Here is a 12257-nt window from a genome sequence, read left to right as displayed (position 1 = left end):
TAAGTCGTTTCATTGCCGGTCAGGCCGCCATCTTCCGGCAGCTTTCGGCACCACGGCGGCAAGCATCGACGCATTCCTGCATGTCGCTGATCTGTTCGCAGCTCCGAGCGCACTCCTTGCAGACTTCGGCGCAGACCGCGCAAGTGCGTTTGTGAAGGTCGGTGCCGATCAGCATGAAGTTCGCTGAAGTCTGACAGATCTCGGCGCAGGCGGCCATGAGCCGGAAGTAGTTCGGCTCGACATGCTGGCCGCCTGCTTCCAGGCAATGATTCATCGCCATCGAAAGGCAGACGCTATGGCAGCGCAGGCATTCATCTATGCAGCTCTGCATTTCGGGGGATATCTGGTGCATCTGGGTTCTCCATCTTGGGAGCGCCGGGATGTGGGAAGCGGCGAGCGCGGCGCTGTCCCTCGCCGCCGTCAAGAACGCGAGACAAAGCTCTCGCGTCGACTGACCGCATTCGTCCATCGCCTAGCTACGAGCGACGCGATTTCGGCGCGTGCTCTCGATGGGGAAACGGTCAGCTCAGAGCGAAGAGACGAGGAGGACGACGCGGCCCGTCAGGACCGCACCCGTTCAACAGGGAGACCAGGATAGAAGGTGTCGATGACACGTTTTGCGGCCCCTCCAGACGGGGACCATCATCTGGCATCAGCGCCGCTATACAGGCCGTCCCGCAGCAGGCAAGCGTCCCATGCTGGGCGGCCTCATGCTTCTCGCCAACAACACTCGGATGATCATTGCCCCAGACGGGCTCGGAGGCAGCACTGCTTGTGGCCCACCGCTCGGCATGAGCGGCGGTGTGACCCTGGGCAGATGGCGCAAAACTTCCGGCGACCGCCACATGTGCTACGAACATGCTGATCGCGAGAAGCGCCAACACGTTCGCAAGCTTGCGCCAAGCTGACGCGGCCATCGTGCCAGTCGTTTGCCGTTGCATTGCAGACGAACTCTTCCGAAGGCAAACTGTTCCAGCCTTATTCCTAGGCAGCCGTTTCGAAGTTTTTCTGCTCCCACTTGCGGCATTGAAGCCTGCAGCAACTATGGCAGCTAGGCTCCCGAACTACAGGACCGAACGCCTCATAGACGGGTCTCGGCAAGGCCGGCGTTCCGAAGGAAATCGGCAACAGGCTGCAAAGCCACGCCTTGCAGGACGTCAGTTCCAAGCACTACGACCGCTGGAACTACATGGCCGAGAAGCGGGCTGGGATGGCGAAATGGGATAAATTCGTCCGTGCCATGCTGGCGAAGAAGCGTTTGAAGCTGGCCGCATGACATCCCGGCAGCCCAAGGTAGTAGGCTCAAGTCAGATCCATCGAGCGGCGTTCGGTTAACTGTTGATCCGCCGGCCGGGCAGCATTCTGCCGATTACGCCGTCCCGCCTGACGCCATGCCACAATGCGGCTGCGACGTGGAGGCCTACAAGAACAAGTGTCACGTTCCAAAGCGCTTTGTGACTCCATGCGGCAGGTGCCCAGAAATAGGCCACGATCACACCAGTTGCCGCCTGGGCTGCGAGGCTCGCGTAAAGGCCCCAGTGAACGGTGGCAGCGACAAGGTCGCTAAAGCGGCTGATGCGACGCCGTTGCCGGAGTCGAAGGGCCATGCGCAACAGCACCAGTGCGCCGATGCCCATGCCACAGTAGTTGTGGATCATATGCAAGAAAAGGTCCCATTCCGCGGGCGGGAGAAGTGGATTGTGGGTTCTCGGGATCGCGCCGGCAGTCGACCATTGGAGAATGATCATGGCGACAACAACCCAATGGATTGTAACCTGAAGACTGGAATACTTAGACATTATCGCCGCAGGGGAACATATTCACTTACTTGGTGTCGAACCAGAGGTGGAGGTGAACAAAGGAAATTGGTTCTCTGCTTTGGTTTCTGCTCCTCGACAGAAAAGGAGCATATTCGTTAAAATTCTCATGTTTCGATCCTAAGATCGAACGCCGTACCTGTAGCCCAAGTCAAAAACTTTTTGCCTCTTATTCGTCCTTATGAAATCGGCCTGTCAATGGCCCGTATTAGACCATTCGACGCTTTGATTCAAAGAGAGGTATCTACGCCCATTTATGGGGCGATCCATTGCTCACGCCCGCTTGCTTCGTTTCGACGTGCTAACAACGAGTCCGCAGGTCTTAAGGTTCTTGATCGAGGCGTACCTTGATGGTTTCCATTTGTTCGATCTCGCTCCTCTGAGCCTCAATGATTTCTTCGCAAAGAGCCAGCAATTCAGCGTCGCTTAAAGAAGCTTCCCGACACATGAGGATCGCGCCCGAGTGGTGCGGGATCATCGAATCGATGAATTGTTCGTCATCGATCAGAGTTTGGGCGCGGGTGGCGGCGAACGAAGCGACTGTCAAGCCGACGAAGACGATGTAAAGGGCGATATTGAGCCCTCTTCGCGGAAACATTCTGGGCATAGTGGCGAGCATGAAGATGCCCATGGGGGCCCACATGGTGACGGCCATGTAGAACATATTGAGATTGTTGCGGAAATCGTGGAGCCCGTCGATCATCGAGAACATAACGACATACATGACGACCAAGCCGAGCGCCATGTTGATCCAGAACATCAGGTAGGGCCGACCGTTATGTTCACGGTGCTGGTGGCTCGAATGCGAGGACTGTGCCATTTCAATTCTCCCTTAGTCGCCGAGCCCGACGCCCATCGGCTTGAGCAGCATCCAGATCGCCATGCCGACCATCATCAGGTTTTCGGTCAGAGACACGAAACCCAGCGGCACATTGCTATCGCCGCCGACGCAGGCACATTTGAGTTCCCGCTTGTCGATATAGACGGCCTTGAACACCGAAACCGCGCCGATCGTGCCGATGAAGAGGGCGACCGGGATCGACAGCCACATCAACACCCCGGCCATCATCAGCACGCCGGCAAGCGCCTCGGCGAAGGGGTAGACATAGGAATAGCGCACCCAGCGCTGGGCGAGCAGGTCGTAGTTGAGGAACATGGTGGCGAAGCCCTCCACGTCCTTGAGCTTCTGCAACGCCAGCAGACACATGGCGATGGCGATAAACCATTCCGCCGCCGCGACGGTGAAAACGCTGCCGAACGCCGCCCAACTCGCCGCCAAGGCCATCAGCGCGGCCATGGCGAAAAGCGCAATCACGGGGGTGTAGGTCGTTGCGTCCTTGTCCTTGACCTCCTTGCCGAAGAAGGCGAGCAGATCGTCGTAACCGCCGACGCGCTTGCCGTCGATAAAGGTCTGCGGCGTGGTTTCGACGCCATGCTTTTCCTTGAAGACGTCGATTTCGGCGCGAGAGGTCAGTTCGTGATCGTCGACTTCGTAGCCCTCGCGCTTCAGGAGGTCGAGCGATTTGAGACCGTAGGGGCAGGTGTGTTCCGCTGTCACCATACGGTGCAGCTCGGCGCGTTTTGCGATGGAAGCCATGTCGTCAGTCCTTCGAAATCAGAGCTTTGCTTTTGCGAACACCTCGACCAGCTCGCTGAACTTGCGACGTTGCGCGTTCGCATCGCCCGCCGCGATCGCCTCTTCGACGCAGGAGGCGGCGTGGTTCTTCAAGATCTCGGTCTCGACCTTGGACAGCGCCGCCTTGATGGCGTGGATCTGGTGCAGGATATCGATGCAGTAACGTTCGTCGGCCACCATCTGGCCAACGCCGCGGACCTGCCCCTCGATGCGGCTGAGCCTTGCGCGGAGGGCTTTGTCGTCTTTCTGGCACATGCTTCAGAATACCCTGTATGGGTATATTCAACTTGCGACACCCATCCCCGGTTCCATTCGATCAGCAAAGCGTCTTATCGCCGGCGTTCTCAAACTGCATAGCAATGGCGAAATTATCTGCGTGGGTTGACCTTCCAATGGTGGGAAGGGGTCATCTTTGTAGGACTGCAAAGGAGTTCAACTCATGAAGATCAGGGTCAAGAACCTTTTCGCCGCTGTTGGTGAGTTACGATCCGCATTGCTTGCTCTCAGGAATCTGAGCGACACGCTACTGTCCTTCATCGATGTGGCGGACGCTACACCATCATCGAAACGGGATCGTGGGCATGTTTCAGCCTCTATGCCGAATGTCTGCCTCGATCAAAGGCGCGCCGACGGCGCGCTTGCCGCCTTCGCGTTGGCGACAGTCATTGTGTTGGTGATCGGCAAAGAAAAAGGGCGGAAGTGATCCGCCCTTGTCCTTGTCATTCGCCGCGCTGGGTAAGCCATTCCTGCATCTGCGCGATTTCCGCCTCCTGGGCTGAGATGACTTCCTCAGCAAGTGCTCGCACCTCGGGGTCTGATCCGTGTTCGAGAACGACACGAGCCATATCGATGGCGCCCTGGTGATGGGGGATCATGCCGCGCATGAAATCCTCATCGGCATCGCCCGTAAATTCGATCGCCATGTCGGCATGCATCTTGTCGTTGACTTGCCTGTAGGCCCGAATGACAGGGTCGTCCGAAAGCGCGGAGGCTCCGTGTTCGGCATGTCCGCCGTGATTCATAGTCGATCCTGGGCCTGGCTCGTCCATCTGAGACTGTGCGTAGGCGAGTCCGCTGGCAATGAAGAACGCGCCGGCAATGAAGATCGGGGTGAGCTTGTTCATGACGCAGTCCCTCGTCAGTTTACCGTTGCGGGATAGCCTGCTTCTTCGAGAACCTGCTGAATTGCCCCCGCGGTGGCAGTCGTCTCGACCTTAACCGCGCGCGCCTCCGGATTCGCTTCCACCCTGGCGGTGGGGTCGACTGATTGGATAGCCTTGGTGACGGATTTCGCGCAGCCGCCGCAGGTCATGTTCTCGATTCTGAGTTCCATGAGAATTCTCCTTATTTCGGTCTCACGTTGCCAAATGTGGGGCTTCCAACCATGGGAAGGTCAATAGCGATTTTTCTCTTTTGGCCCTCTTGACCTTCCCATGGTTGGAAGCCCCATCTTCTGTCTGAACTGGAATTTCGGGACAAAAAAAAGGAGGCGGCTATGAATGCCCCCGTTCGAGCAACAGATCTGTCTGGAACGATATCACTCCCCATTGAGGGGATGACCTGTGCATCCTGCGTAGGTCGTGTCGAAAGAGCCCTCAAGGCAGTGCCTGGCGTCGCCGATGCGGTCGTCAATCTGGCGACCGAAAAGGCGAGTATCACCACGAACGCCGCGGTCGATCCTACCACGCTCGTCAAGGCCGTGGAGGATGTAGGCTATGAGGTTGCGGCAAGCTTCTCCACGCCGGCGGCAGCCTCGCTTGAAGTGGCGATCGAGGGCATGACCTGCGCATCCTGCGTGGGACGCGTCGAAAAGGCGCTCAAGGCCGTACCCGGCGTCACCAATGCCGTCGTCAACCTCGCGACCGAGAAGGCCACGATCCAGGGCAGCGCCGATGCGGCGGCTTTGGTGTCTGCTATTGAGGGTGCGGGATACGAAGCCTGGGTGATCGCCACGGCGGCAGGGAGTAGCGCAGCCGAGACGGATGATCGCGCCGAAAAGAAGGACGCGGAACGCCGTGAACTGACACGCGATTTCACGATTGCTGCGGTGCTGACCGTGCCTGTCTTCATTCTGGAGATGGGCTCGCACGTCATTCCAGGCATGCACGACCTGATCGCATCAACGATCGGCATGCAGACGAATTGGTATCTCCAGTTCGTGCTGACGACCATTGTCCTGTTCGTGCCGGGCATCCGCTTTTACGACAAGGGGTTTCCGGCACTGTGGCGGCTCGCCCCCGACATGAACTCCCTGGTCGCGGTCGGCACGATGGCAGCCTATGGCTACTCGCTGGTCGCGACCTTCGCGCCAGGTTTCCTGCCCGCCGGAACGGTGAACGTCTATTTCGAGGCCGCCGCCGTCATCGTGACGCTGATCCTGCTCGGCCGTCTGCTGGAGGCCCGTGCTAAGGGACGCACTTCCGAGGCGATCAAGCGTCTTGTCGGCCTCCAGGCCAAGATGGCCCGTGTGCGCAGGGACGGAAAGACGGTCGAGTTGCCGATCGATTCCGTCCTGTCGGGAGATATCGTCGAGGTTCGTCCTGGCGATCGCATCCCGGTGGATGGCGACCTCATCGAAGGCGAAAGCTATGTCGACGAATCGATGATCACGGGAGAACCGATCCCCGTCTCCAAGAAGAACGGCAGCGAGGTCGTGGCCGGAACGGTGAACCAGAAAGGCGCATTCGCCATCCGTGCGACGGCTGTCGGCGGCAACACCGTTCTGTCGCAGATCATCCGCATGGTGGAAGAAGCGCAAGGGTCGAAGCTGCCGATCCAGGCGCTGGTCGACAAGGTGACGATGTATTTCGTGCCGGCGGTGTTTGTGGTGGCGATTCTCACCTTTGTTGCCTGGTTGTGGTTTGGCCCGTCGCCCGCGCTCACTTTCGCGTTGGTCAACGCCGTCGCGGTTCTGATTATCGCCTGCCCTTGCGCCATGGGTCTGGCTACACCAACCTCGATCATGGTTGGCACGGGCCGCGGTGCCGAGCTGGGCGTGCTTTTCCGCAAGGGTGAAGCGCTCCAGTTGCTGAAAGACGCCAAAGTCGTTGCAGTCGACAAGACGGGCACGTTGACGGAAGGCAAACCGGCTCTGACCGATCTGGAACTGGCGGCTGGATTTGAACGTGCAGACGTCTTGGGTCTGGTAGCTGCCGTCGAGGTCAAGTCCGAACACCCGATCGCTCGTGCGATCGTGGACGCGGCCGCCGCAGAGAACATCTCACTGCCGGACGTGTTGGACTTCGAATCTGTGACGGGGTTCGGCGTGAAGGCTACGGCCGGTGGCAAGCGGGTCGAAATTGGTGCTGACCGCTATATGAGCGAACTCGGCCACGATGTCGCTGCGTTCTCCAGGGTCGCCGAACGCCTCGGCGACGAGGGTAAATCGCCGCTCTATGCGGCGATCGAGGGCAAGCTCGCGGCGATCATCGCCGTGGCCGATCCGATCAAGGAGACGACGCCTGCGGCGATCAAGGCGCTGCACGATCTCGGCCTCAAGGTCGCGATGATCACCGGCGACAACAAACGCACGGCCGAGGCTATCGCCAAGCGCCTGGGAATCGACGAGGTGGTGGCCGAAGTGCTGCCGGACGGCAAGGTCGACGCGGTACGCCGCCTCAAGGCCGAGCATGGCAAGGTCGCCTTCGTCGGCGACGGCATCAATGACGCTCCGGCACTGGCCGAGGCGGATGTGGGCCTTGCCATCGGCACCGGCACGGACATTGCCATCGAGGCCGCCGACGTGGTGCTGATGTCGGGCAGCCTGCAAGGCGTGCCGAACGCGATCGCGTTGTCCAAGGCGACGATCGGCAACATCCGGCAGAACCTGTTTTGGGCCTTTGCCTACAACACGGCTCTGATCCCCGTTGCCGCTGGCCTGCTCTATCCGGCTTACGGTATCCTGCTGTCGCCGGTCTTCGCCGCCGGCGCGATGGCCCTGTCGAGCGTCTTCGTGCTCGGCAATGCGCTGAGGCTCAAGACCTTCCGCGCCCCCGCACAGGCTGAAAGCGGTGCCGTCCGGCACCGTCAGCCGGAACTTGCACCCGCGGTATAAGAACAAACGAGCCTGCTTCGGCAGGCTCGCCACATCTGCGAAAGGAATGAAGCGATGACCAACTCAGGAACTCCGTCGGTGCTGCTTTATACAACGCCAACCTGCCCCGATTGCCATGCCGTCAAGCGGTGGCTTACAGATCAGGGTGTGCCGTTCGAAGAGCGGGACCTGTCAGGTCCGCAGATCGCCGAAGAGGCGAAAGCGCGGACCGGCGTGCGCGTTGCCCCGATCACCATCGTCAATGAACAGGTTTTCTACGGAACCTTCGCCGACCAGAAACCCCGCCTTGCAGAGGCTCTGTCATCGAACATCGCCTGAGGGGAGATTGTCATGGCAAGACGAATCGAAATCCGGCAGGCGGCGCGCACCATCGACGTGCCGGACGGCCGAACCATTCTGGAGACGGCGCTGGAAGAAGGGATCGCATACCCTCATGGAGGCCGTTTCGGGTCGCTGCGGCTCCTGCAAGTCCCGATTGCTCAGCGGCGAGGTCGACCTTCTGCCGCACACGCGCTTTTCCCTGACGGACGATGAGCGGGCTCAGGGATTGATCCTCGCATGCCGCGCGCAGCCGCTTACGGACTGCACGGTCGCATGGCTCGACGAGGACGAGGAACAGCTTGATCTTCCCGTCCGCACCTTTCGGACGCGGGTCGTCGCGATCGACGACGCGACCCATGACATCCGGCAGATCAGCCTGGAAGTCGAATCAGGAGAGGCTGTCGCGTTCAGGGCGGGCCAGTATGCGCAGGTGACGTTCGACGGCGTTCCGACGCGTGACTATTCGATGGCGAACCGGCCGGGTCGATTCTGTCTCGAATTCCACATAAGGCATGTGCCTGGCGGAGCGACTAGCGAACACGTCGCCAGATCGCTCAAGGTCGGTGACGAGGTTACGGTTCGCGGTCCTCTCGGCAGCTCGTTTCTGCGCGAACAGCATACGGGACCGATTCTGGCAGTTGCCGGCGGATCGGGACTGGCGCCGATCAAGTCGATTGTCGAAACGGCACTGGTAAGCGGCCTGCGGCAGCCGATCCATCTTTATTTCGGGGCACGGACGGAGCGCGATCTCTATCTGGTCGAACATTTCAGTCTTCTGGCGAGCGCCTACGACAACCTCACCTTCACACCCGTGCTTTCGGAAGTGAGCCGATCCGATCACTTCCGAACCGGCTTGGTAACGGATGCGATCGTGAGTGACGTGCAGGACCTCGATGGTTGGAAGGCATATATGGCCGGACCGCCAGCCATGATCGATGCCTCCGGCATCATGCTTCGCGAGTTGGGCTTGCGCGGCGAGGACATACATGCGGACGTATTTTTTACGCCCGAAGAAGCGCCTACATAAGTGGATGAAAGGAACTGACTATGAACATCGGAAAAGCAGCGGCGGCATCGGGCGTCTCGGCGAAAATGATCCGCTACTACGAGTCGATCGGATTGATCGCGGAAGCGTCGCGAACGGATAGTGGATACCGGGATTACTCCGACAAGGACGTGCATACCTTGCGTTTTATCAGGCGTGCGCGCGATCTCGGTTTCTCGGTCGAGAAAATGACGGAATTGCTTGCACTCTGGCGAGACCGAGACCGGGCGAGCGCGGACGTCAAGCGCGTTGCGCTCGAGCATGTCGAAGAGCTTGAACGGAAGGCGCGCGAACTCAAGGAGATGAGTATGACGCTCAAGCACCTTGCCAATAACTGTCGGGGCAATGCTCGACCAGACTGCCCGATCATCGACGAGCTGGCGACCAATGTCGGCATCGAGACCAGCCCCTCAAGCAACCGTCATCATTTTGACGCGACGGGGAACAGATTCGAGCACACGAGGCCCGTCGTTTCGGCGAAGGTAAAACTGAGCGGCCACGGAGCCAGGGAGCGATAGCCATGATCCTTGCCGGCGAAATTCTGCACCTGTTCAAACGGGCATGTTCGGATGGCGACATGGAAGTTGCCGAGAAGCTTTTGCAGGCCCTTGAATTGATTGATACGCGACAGCATGGCGCCGCATCTTCTTACAAGCCGTTGTCTCAAGCTTATCTGGCTATCGGCGAACTTCCCGCGCCTCCGAGAAATGTCAGCGGCCTCATTAAGTCATCATCCGTTCAGTGAGATCCAAGGGTGGATGAGCCGGAAAACGGGACGGGCCAATGCCGACTTCGCAGGTCAACAGCTGCCCGCGTGGGCGGTGGACTCCGAAACTCAGCGGCGGCGTGAAACTTCCTCCTGGTATCCGAGCTCTCGTTCCGGCCAGGTACTCTTGATAAAAGCGAGGACAGACTGAATCTCTGCATCGGTCAGAACATCGGCAAAGCCGGGCATGTCGCTTTCGTAGTTGCCCCCGACGACGGCTGCGGTGCCTTCCTTGACGATGCGGAACAGGAGTTCATCGGCGTGGTGCCATGTGTGGCCACTCTCATCATGGGGAGGCGCCGGCAGCCGGCCGGAGGGAAGGGGCGATTTCCAGTCAGGCTGTCCCTCCAGATCCGCACCGTGGCAGGAGGCGCATTGGGCCGTGTAAACCTGCCGGCCTTGTTGGATGATTTCCACAGATGCCGCGGCAGTGGATGCGCTACGTGCCTGATGCCAGCCAGCAAGGAGCGCGAGGAGCACCCCTCCGAGCAGTAAGCCGGGCCACAGAATATTACGGAACTCTTTTCGCATGATTTGTATGATTGGTGGTAAGGAATTTTAGTTGGCTGCATGCCGAGCTTGAATATCTGCCAGAGGTATGATGCCACAGGCAATGGACATTCCCGTGACCAGCGCCTATCTTTCCGGCATGTTCGCGCGCTTCGTCACCATGCTTGCCGTCCTCGCGATCACCGTCATCACGACGGTGACGTCTGCGCATGCGGCGCGCTTGAGCGCGGAGCCGGATCACTCGGTGCATGTCGCCGAGATGATGCACGCTGTGGCTGGCAGCGAAAATCCCTGTGAGGGCTACCAGCACTGTGGAGCAGGTGACGTCGCAAGCTGTGCGCTGCTTTGCACCGGTCTTTCGGTCTTCCTGACCTTGCCCGGCGAGGGCTCTGGCAGCGATTACGGGCCTGTCAGCCATGCCCTGCCCGCTGATGCCATCCTTGCCAGCCGCGCACCCGGACTGAACGAACGACCTCCCAAACTCCGTCTCCTCTGATCACGTGCCCGGGCTGCGGCCTGCGGCGCCCATCGGCTTTGAAGAACGGGACTAACTGTCCCGAGGAGACGACCATGAATACCATTTCACGACGCGGCTTTCTTGCCGCTGGCGCAGCCATGCTGGCCTCTGCGCATTTGCCCCGAATCGCGTCGGCGCAGGGCATCGCCCCGCTGCCCTTGCACGCCGCCAGCCGGGTGCTGGACATCGACGGTCGCGCCGCCACCGTTTGGGGCCTTGCCGGCCCGGCCGGACAGGGCTTGACGCTCGACCCTGGCGCGCGGTTCCGGGTGGATCTGCGCAACGATCTCGATGTTGAAACGCTGATCCACTGGCACGGCCAGATCCCGCCCAACGCACAGGATGGCGTGCCCGACATGCCCTTGCCTATGCTCGCACCCGGCGAGACGCGCGCCTATGACTTTGCACCGCTGCCCGGCACCTACTGGATGCACGCGCATGTGCCGCTGCACGAAATGCGCCTTCTGGCAGCACCGCTGATCGTGCGCAGCGCCGAGGATATCAGCGCCGACCGTCAGGAAGTAGTGCTTTTCCTGCATGACTTCTCGTTCAAGGCGCCCGAGGAAGTGATGGCCGAGATCCTCGACGGCCATGGGACGGCAGACGGCCATGGAGGCGGCCACGGCGCGGGCATGGGCGGCATGGCGGGTATGGATCATGGCGCCATGGGGAACATGCCGATGGAAGGCATGGATCACGGCGCCATGGGCGGCATGATGGGGATGGGTGCCATGGACGGCATGGCGATGGACCTCAATGACTACGACTGGGACGCCTATCTTGCCAATGACCGCACGCTGTCGGACCCCGAGGTGGTGCAGGTCGAGCGCGGCGGGCGCGTCCGCCTGCGTGTGATCAACGCCGCCGCGGCGACAGTGTTCTGGATCGAGACCGGCGAGGCGCAGGCGCGGCTTGTTGCGGTGGACGGACATGCGGTTCAGCCGGTTTCTGGCACGCGCTTCGGCCTGGCCATGGGCCAGCGGCTCGATCTGGAGATCGACCTGCCGAACGAGGGCGGCGCTTGGCCGATCCTCGCGCTGCGGGAAGGCGCGCGTGAGCGCACCGGCCTGATCCTTGCCACGCAGGGTGCCGAAATCCGGCGCATCGATGCCGTGGCTGAATCGGAAGCCCCCGCCTTCGACACCGATCTGGCGCAGGAGTCGCGTCTGCTCGCGGCGGAGGCGCTGCCGGATCGGCCGGTGGACCGCAGCCATATGGTGATGCTGGGCGGCTCGATGCAGCCCTATGTCTGGACGATCGACGGAGCCGTCTGGGGACAGCATCGCCCGATAGCCGCGCGCAGCGGTGAGCGGGTAGTGCTGTCCTTTCACAACATGTCGATGATGGGTCACCCGATGCATCTGCACGGGCATGTCTTCCAGGTCGTCGGGCTGAACGGACGTGCGGTCGCGGGCGCGTTGCGCGACACGGTCTATGTGCCGCCGATGTCGATGGTCGATGTGGCGCTCGACGCCGGTGAGGCGGCGCGCTGGATGTTGCATTGCCACCACATGCCGCATCTCGAAACCGGCATGATGACCGAATTCGCGGTCAGCGCATAGGCCAAACCGAGAACGCCGGATTCCGGCGT

General features: G+C 60.5%; 16 protein-coding genes and 1 pseudogene. 9 read left to right on the top strand and 8 right to left on the bottom strand.

Features of this window, described 5'->3' with window-relative positions; genetic code table 11:
* Positions 1–19: 19 nt before the first annotated feature.
* Positions 20–352 carry a four-helix bundle copper-binding protein gene (locus tag KYK29_RS16280; protein WP_254691952.1) on the bottom strand — a complete coding sequence of 111 codons (333 nt, stop codon included), beginning with the start codon at positions 350–352 and terminating at the stop codon, positions 20–22.
* A 744-nt stretch (positions 353–1096) separates the two neighbouring features.
* On the opposite strand from KYK29_RS16280, the pseudogene KYK29_RS16275 reads away from it, so the two are divergent.
* A pseudogene (locus KYK29_RS16275) lies at positions 1097–1276 on the top strand (site-specific integrase); the annotation flags it as partial.
* A 55-nt stretch (positions 1277–1331) separates the two neighbouring features.
* Here the strand turns inward: KYK29_RS16275 and KYK29_RS16270 are convergent.
* The 4 genes from KYK29_RS16270 to KYK29_RS16255 all read right to left on the bottom strand — a co-directional run bounded on the left by KYK29_RS16270 (position 1332) and on the right by KYK29_RS16255 (position 3708).
* Complete coding sequence (locus tag KYK29_RS16270) at positions 1332–1799, bottom strand: cytochrome b (RefSeq protein WP_302795590.1); 468 nt, start codon at positions 1797–1799, stop codon at positions 1332–1334.
* A gap of 340 nt (positions 1800–2139) precedes the next feature.
* The gene (locus KYK29_RS16265) at positions 2140–2637 is read right to left on the bottom strand and encodes a DUF305 domain-containing protein (protein ID WP_254691950.1); all 498 of its coding nucleotides are present in this window, start codon (positions 2635–2637) and stop codon (positions 2140–2142) included.
* Positions 2638–2649: 12 nt separating this feature from the next.
* The gene (locus KYK29_RS16260) at positions 2650–3414 is read right to left on the bottom strand and encodes a glutaredoxin family protein (RefSeq protein ID WP_254691949.1); all 765 of its coding nucleotides are present in this window, start codon (positions 3412–3414) and stop codon (positions 2650–2652) included.
* 18 nt (positions 3415–3432) lie between these two features.
* Positions 3433–3708, bottom strand: coding sequence for a metal-sensitive transcriptional regulator (locus KYK29_RS16255; RefSeq protein ID WP_254691948.1), 276 nt, complete (start codon positions 3706–3708; stop codon positions 3433–3435).
* A 184-nt stretch (positions 3709–3892) separates the two neighbouring features.
* On the opposite strand from KYK29_RS16255, the gene KYK29_RS16250 reads away from it, so the two are divergent.
* Positions 3893–4156, top strand: a complete 264-nt coding sequence (locus KYK29_RS16250; protein WP_254691947.1) for a hypothetical protein — start codon at positions 3893–3895, stop codon at positions 4154–4156.
* 16 nt (positions 4157–4172) lie between these two features.
* On the opposite strand, the gene copM is transcribed toward KYK29_RS16250, so the two are convergent.
* Positions 4173–4577, bottom strand: a complete 405-nt coding sequence (copM, locus tag KYK29_RS16245; RefSeq protein ID WP_254691946.1) for a CopM family metallochaperone — start codon at positions 4575–4577, stop codon at positions 4173–4175.
* A gap of 14 nt (positions 4578–4591) precedes the next feature.
* Positions 4592–4786, bottom strand: a complete 195-nt coding sequence (locus KYK29_RS16240) for a heavy-metal-associated domain-containing protein (protein WP_254691945.1) — start codon at positions 4784–4786, stop codon at positions 4592–4594.
* Positions 4787–4948: 162 nt separating this feature from the next.
* Here KYK29_RS16240 and KYK29_RS16235 point away from each other — a divergent pair, with 162 nt between their 5' ends.
* From KYK29_RS16235 to KYK29_RS16215, 5 genes are read left to right on the top strand one after another with little or no spacing between them, the layout of a single operon-like run.
* On the top strand, positions 4949–7507 hold the full coding sequence (locus KYK29_RS16235) for a heavy metal translocating P-type ATPase (RefSeq protein WP_254691944.1): 2559 nt from the start codon (positions 4949–4951) through the stop codon (positions 7505–7507).
* 54 nt (positions 7508–7561) lie between these two features.
* A complete protein-coding gene (locus KYK29_RS16230; protein ID WP_254691943.1) occupies positions 7562–7825 on the top strand; it encodes a glutaredoxin family protein in 264 nt (87 codons plus the stop codon).
* Positions 7749–8855, top strand: coding sequence for an FAD-binding oxidoreductase (locus tag KYK29_RS16225; protein ID WP_367881003.1), 1107 nt, complete (start codon positions 7749–7751; stop codon positions 8853–8855). Before KYK29_RS16230 ends, KYK29_RS16225 begins: the two co-directional genes overlap by 77 nt.
* 20 nt (positions 8856–8875) lie before the next feature.
* Positions 8876–9391: a Cu(I)-responsive transcriptional regulator gene (gene cueR / locus KYK29_RS16220; protein ID WP_254691942.1), complete on the top strand. Its 516-nt coding sequence runs from the start codon at positions 8876–8878 to the stop codon at positions 9389–9391.
* A gap of 2 nt (positions 9392–9393) precedes the next feature.
* Positions 9394–9618 (top strand): hypothetical protein, encoded by a 225-nt coding sequence (locus KYK29_RS16215; RefSeq protein WP_254691941.1) that lies wholly within the window; start codon positions 9394–9396, stop codon positions 9616–9618.
* A gap of 90 nt (positions 9619–9708) precedes the next feature.
* Here the strand turns inward: KYK29_RS16215 and KYK29_RS16210 are convergent, their stop codons facing one another.
* The gene (locus KYK29_RS16210) at positions 9709–10170 is read right to left on the bottom strand and encodes a c-type cytochrome (protein ID WP_254691940.1); all 462 of its coding nucleotides are present in this window, start codon (positions 10168–10170) and stop codon (positions 9709–9711) included.
* Positions 10171–10264: 94 nt separating this feature from the next.
* Here KYK29_RS16210 and KYK29_RS16205 point away from each other — a divergent pair, with 94 nt between their 5' ends.
* Together KYK29_RS16205 and KYK29_RS16200 are read left to right on the top strand one after the other, a co-directional pair.
* On the top strand, positions 10265–10645 hold the full coding sequence (locus KYK29_RS16205; RefSeq protein WP_254691939.1) for a hypothetical protein: 381 nt from the start codon (positions 10265–10267) through the stop codon (positions 10643–10645).
* Between the two features lie 74 nt (positions 10646–10719).
* Positions 10720–12228 (top strand): multicopper oxidase family protein, encoded by a 1509-nt coding sequence (locus KYK29_RS16200; RefSeq protein WP_254691938.1) that lies wholly within the window; start codon positions 10720–10722, stop codon positions 12226–12228.
* Positions 12229–12257: the final 29 nt, after the last annotated feature.

Origin of the sequence: Shinella daejeonensis (assembly GCF_024281235.1) — a bacterium.
Taxonomy (GTDB): Bacteria; Pseudomonadota; Alphaproteobacteria; order Rhizobiales; family Rhizobiaceae; genus Shinella; species Shinella daejeonensis.
Note: the sequence above shows the minus strand (reverse complement) of the source record. Positions and strands in the feature narration are given on the sequence as shown.

Bases quoted from the DNA above. Each gene is read 5' to 3' on its own strand.
- KYK29_RS16215 (WP_254691941.1), top strand. From the start codon at position 9,394: ATGATCCTTGCCGGCGAAATTCTGCACCTGTTCAAACGGGCATGTTCG.
- KYK29_RS16280 (WP_254691952.1), bottom strand. From the start codon at position 352: ATGCACCAGATATCCCCCGAAATGCAGAGCTGCATAGATGAATGCCTG.
- KYK29_RS16260 (WP_254691949.1), bottom strand. From the start codon at position 3,414: ATGGCTTCCATCGCAAAACGCGCCGAGCTGCACCGTATGGTGACAGCG.
- KYK29_RS16270 (WP_302795590.1), bottom strand. From the start codon at position 1,799: ATGTCTAAGTATTCCAGTCTTCAGGTTACAATCCATTGGGTTGTTGTC.
- KYK29_RS16255 (WP_254691948.1), bottom strand. From the start codon at position 3,708: ATGTGCCAGAAAGACGACAAAGCCCTCCGCGCAAGGCTCAGCCGCATC.
- KYK29_RS16250 (WP_254691947.1), top strand. From the start codon at position 3,893: ATGAAGATCAGGGTCAAGAACCTTTTCGCCGCTGTTGGTGAGTTACGA.
- KYK29_RS16225 (WP_367881003.1), top strand. From the start codon at position 7,749: ATGAACAGGTTTTCTACGGAACCTTCGCCGACCAGAAACCCCGCCTTG.
- KYK29_RS16230 (WP_254691943.1), top strand. From the start codon at position 7,562: ATGACCAACTCAGGAACTCCGTCGGTGCTGCTTTATACAACGCCAACC.
- KYK29_RS16240 (WP_254691945.1), bottom strand. From the start codon at position 4,786: ATGGAACTCAGAATCGAGAACATGACCTGCGGCGGCTGCGCGAAATCC.
- copM (WP_254691946.1), bottom strand. From the start codon at position 4,577: ATGAACAAGCTCACCCCGATCTTCATTGCCGGCGCGTTCTTCATTGCC.
- KYK29_RS16235 (WP_254691944.1), top strand. From the start codon at position 4,949: ATGAATGCCCCCGTTCGAGCAACAGATCTGTCTGGAACGATATCACTC.
- cueR (WP_254691942.1), top strand. From the start codon at position 8,876: ATGAACATCGGAAAAGCAGCGGCGGCATCGGGCGTCTCGGCGAAAATG.
- KYK29_RS16265 (WP_254691950.1), bottom strand. From the start codon at position 2,637: ATGGCACAGTCCTCGCATTCGAGCCACCAGCACCGTGAACATAACGGT.
- KYK29_RS16200 (WP_254691938.1), top strand. From the start codon at position 10,720: ATGAATACCATTTCACGACGCGGCTTTCTTGCCGCTGGCGCAGCCATG.
- KYK29_RS16210 (WP_254691940.1), bottom strand. From the start codon at position 10,170: ATGCGAAAAGAGTTCCGTAATATTCTGTGGCCCGGCTTACTGCTCGGA.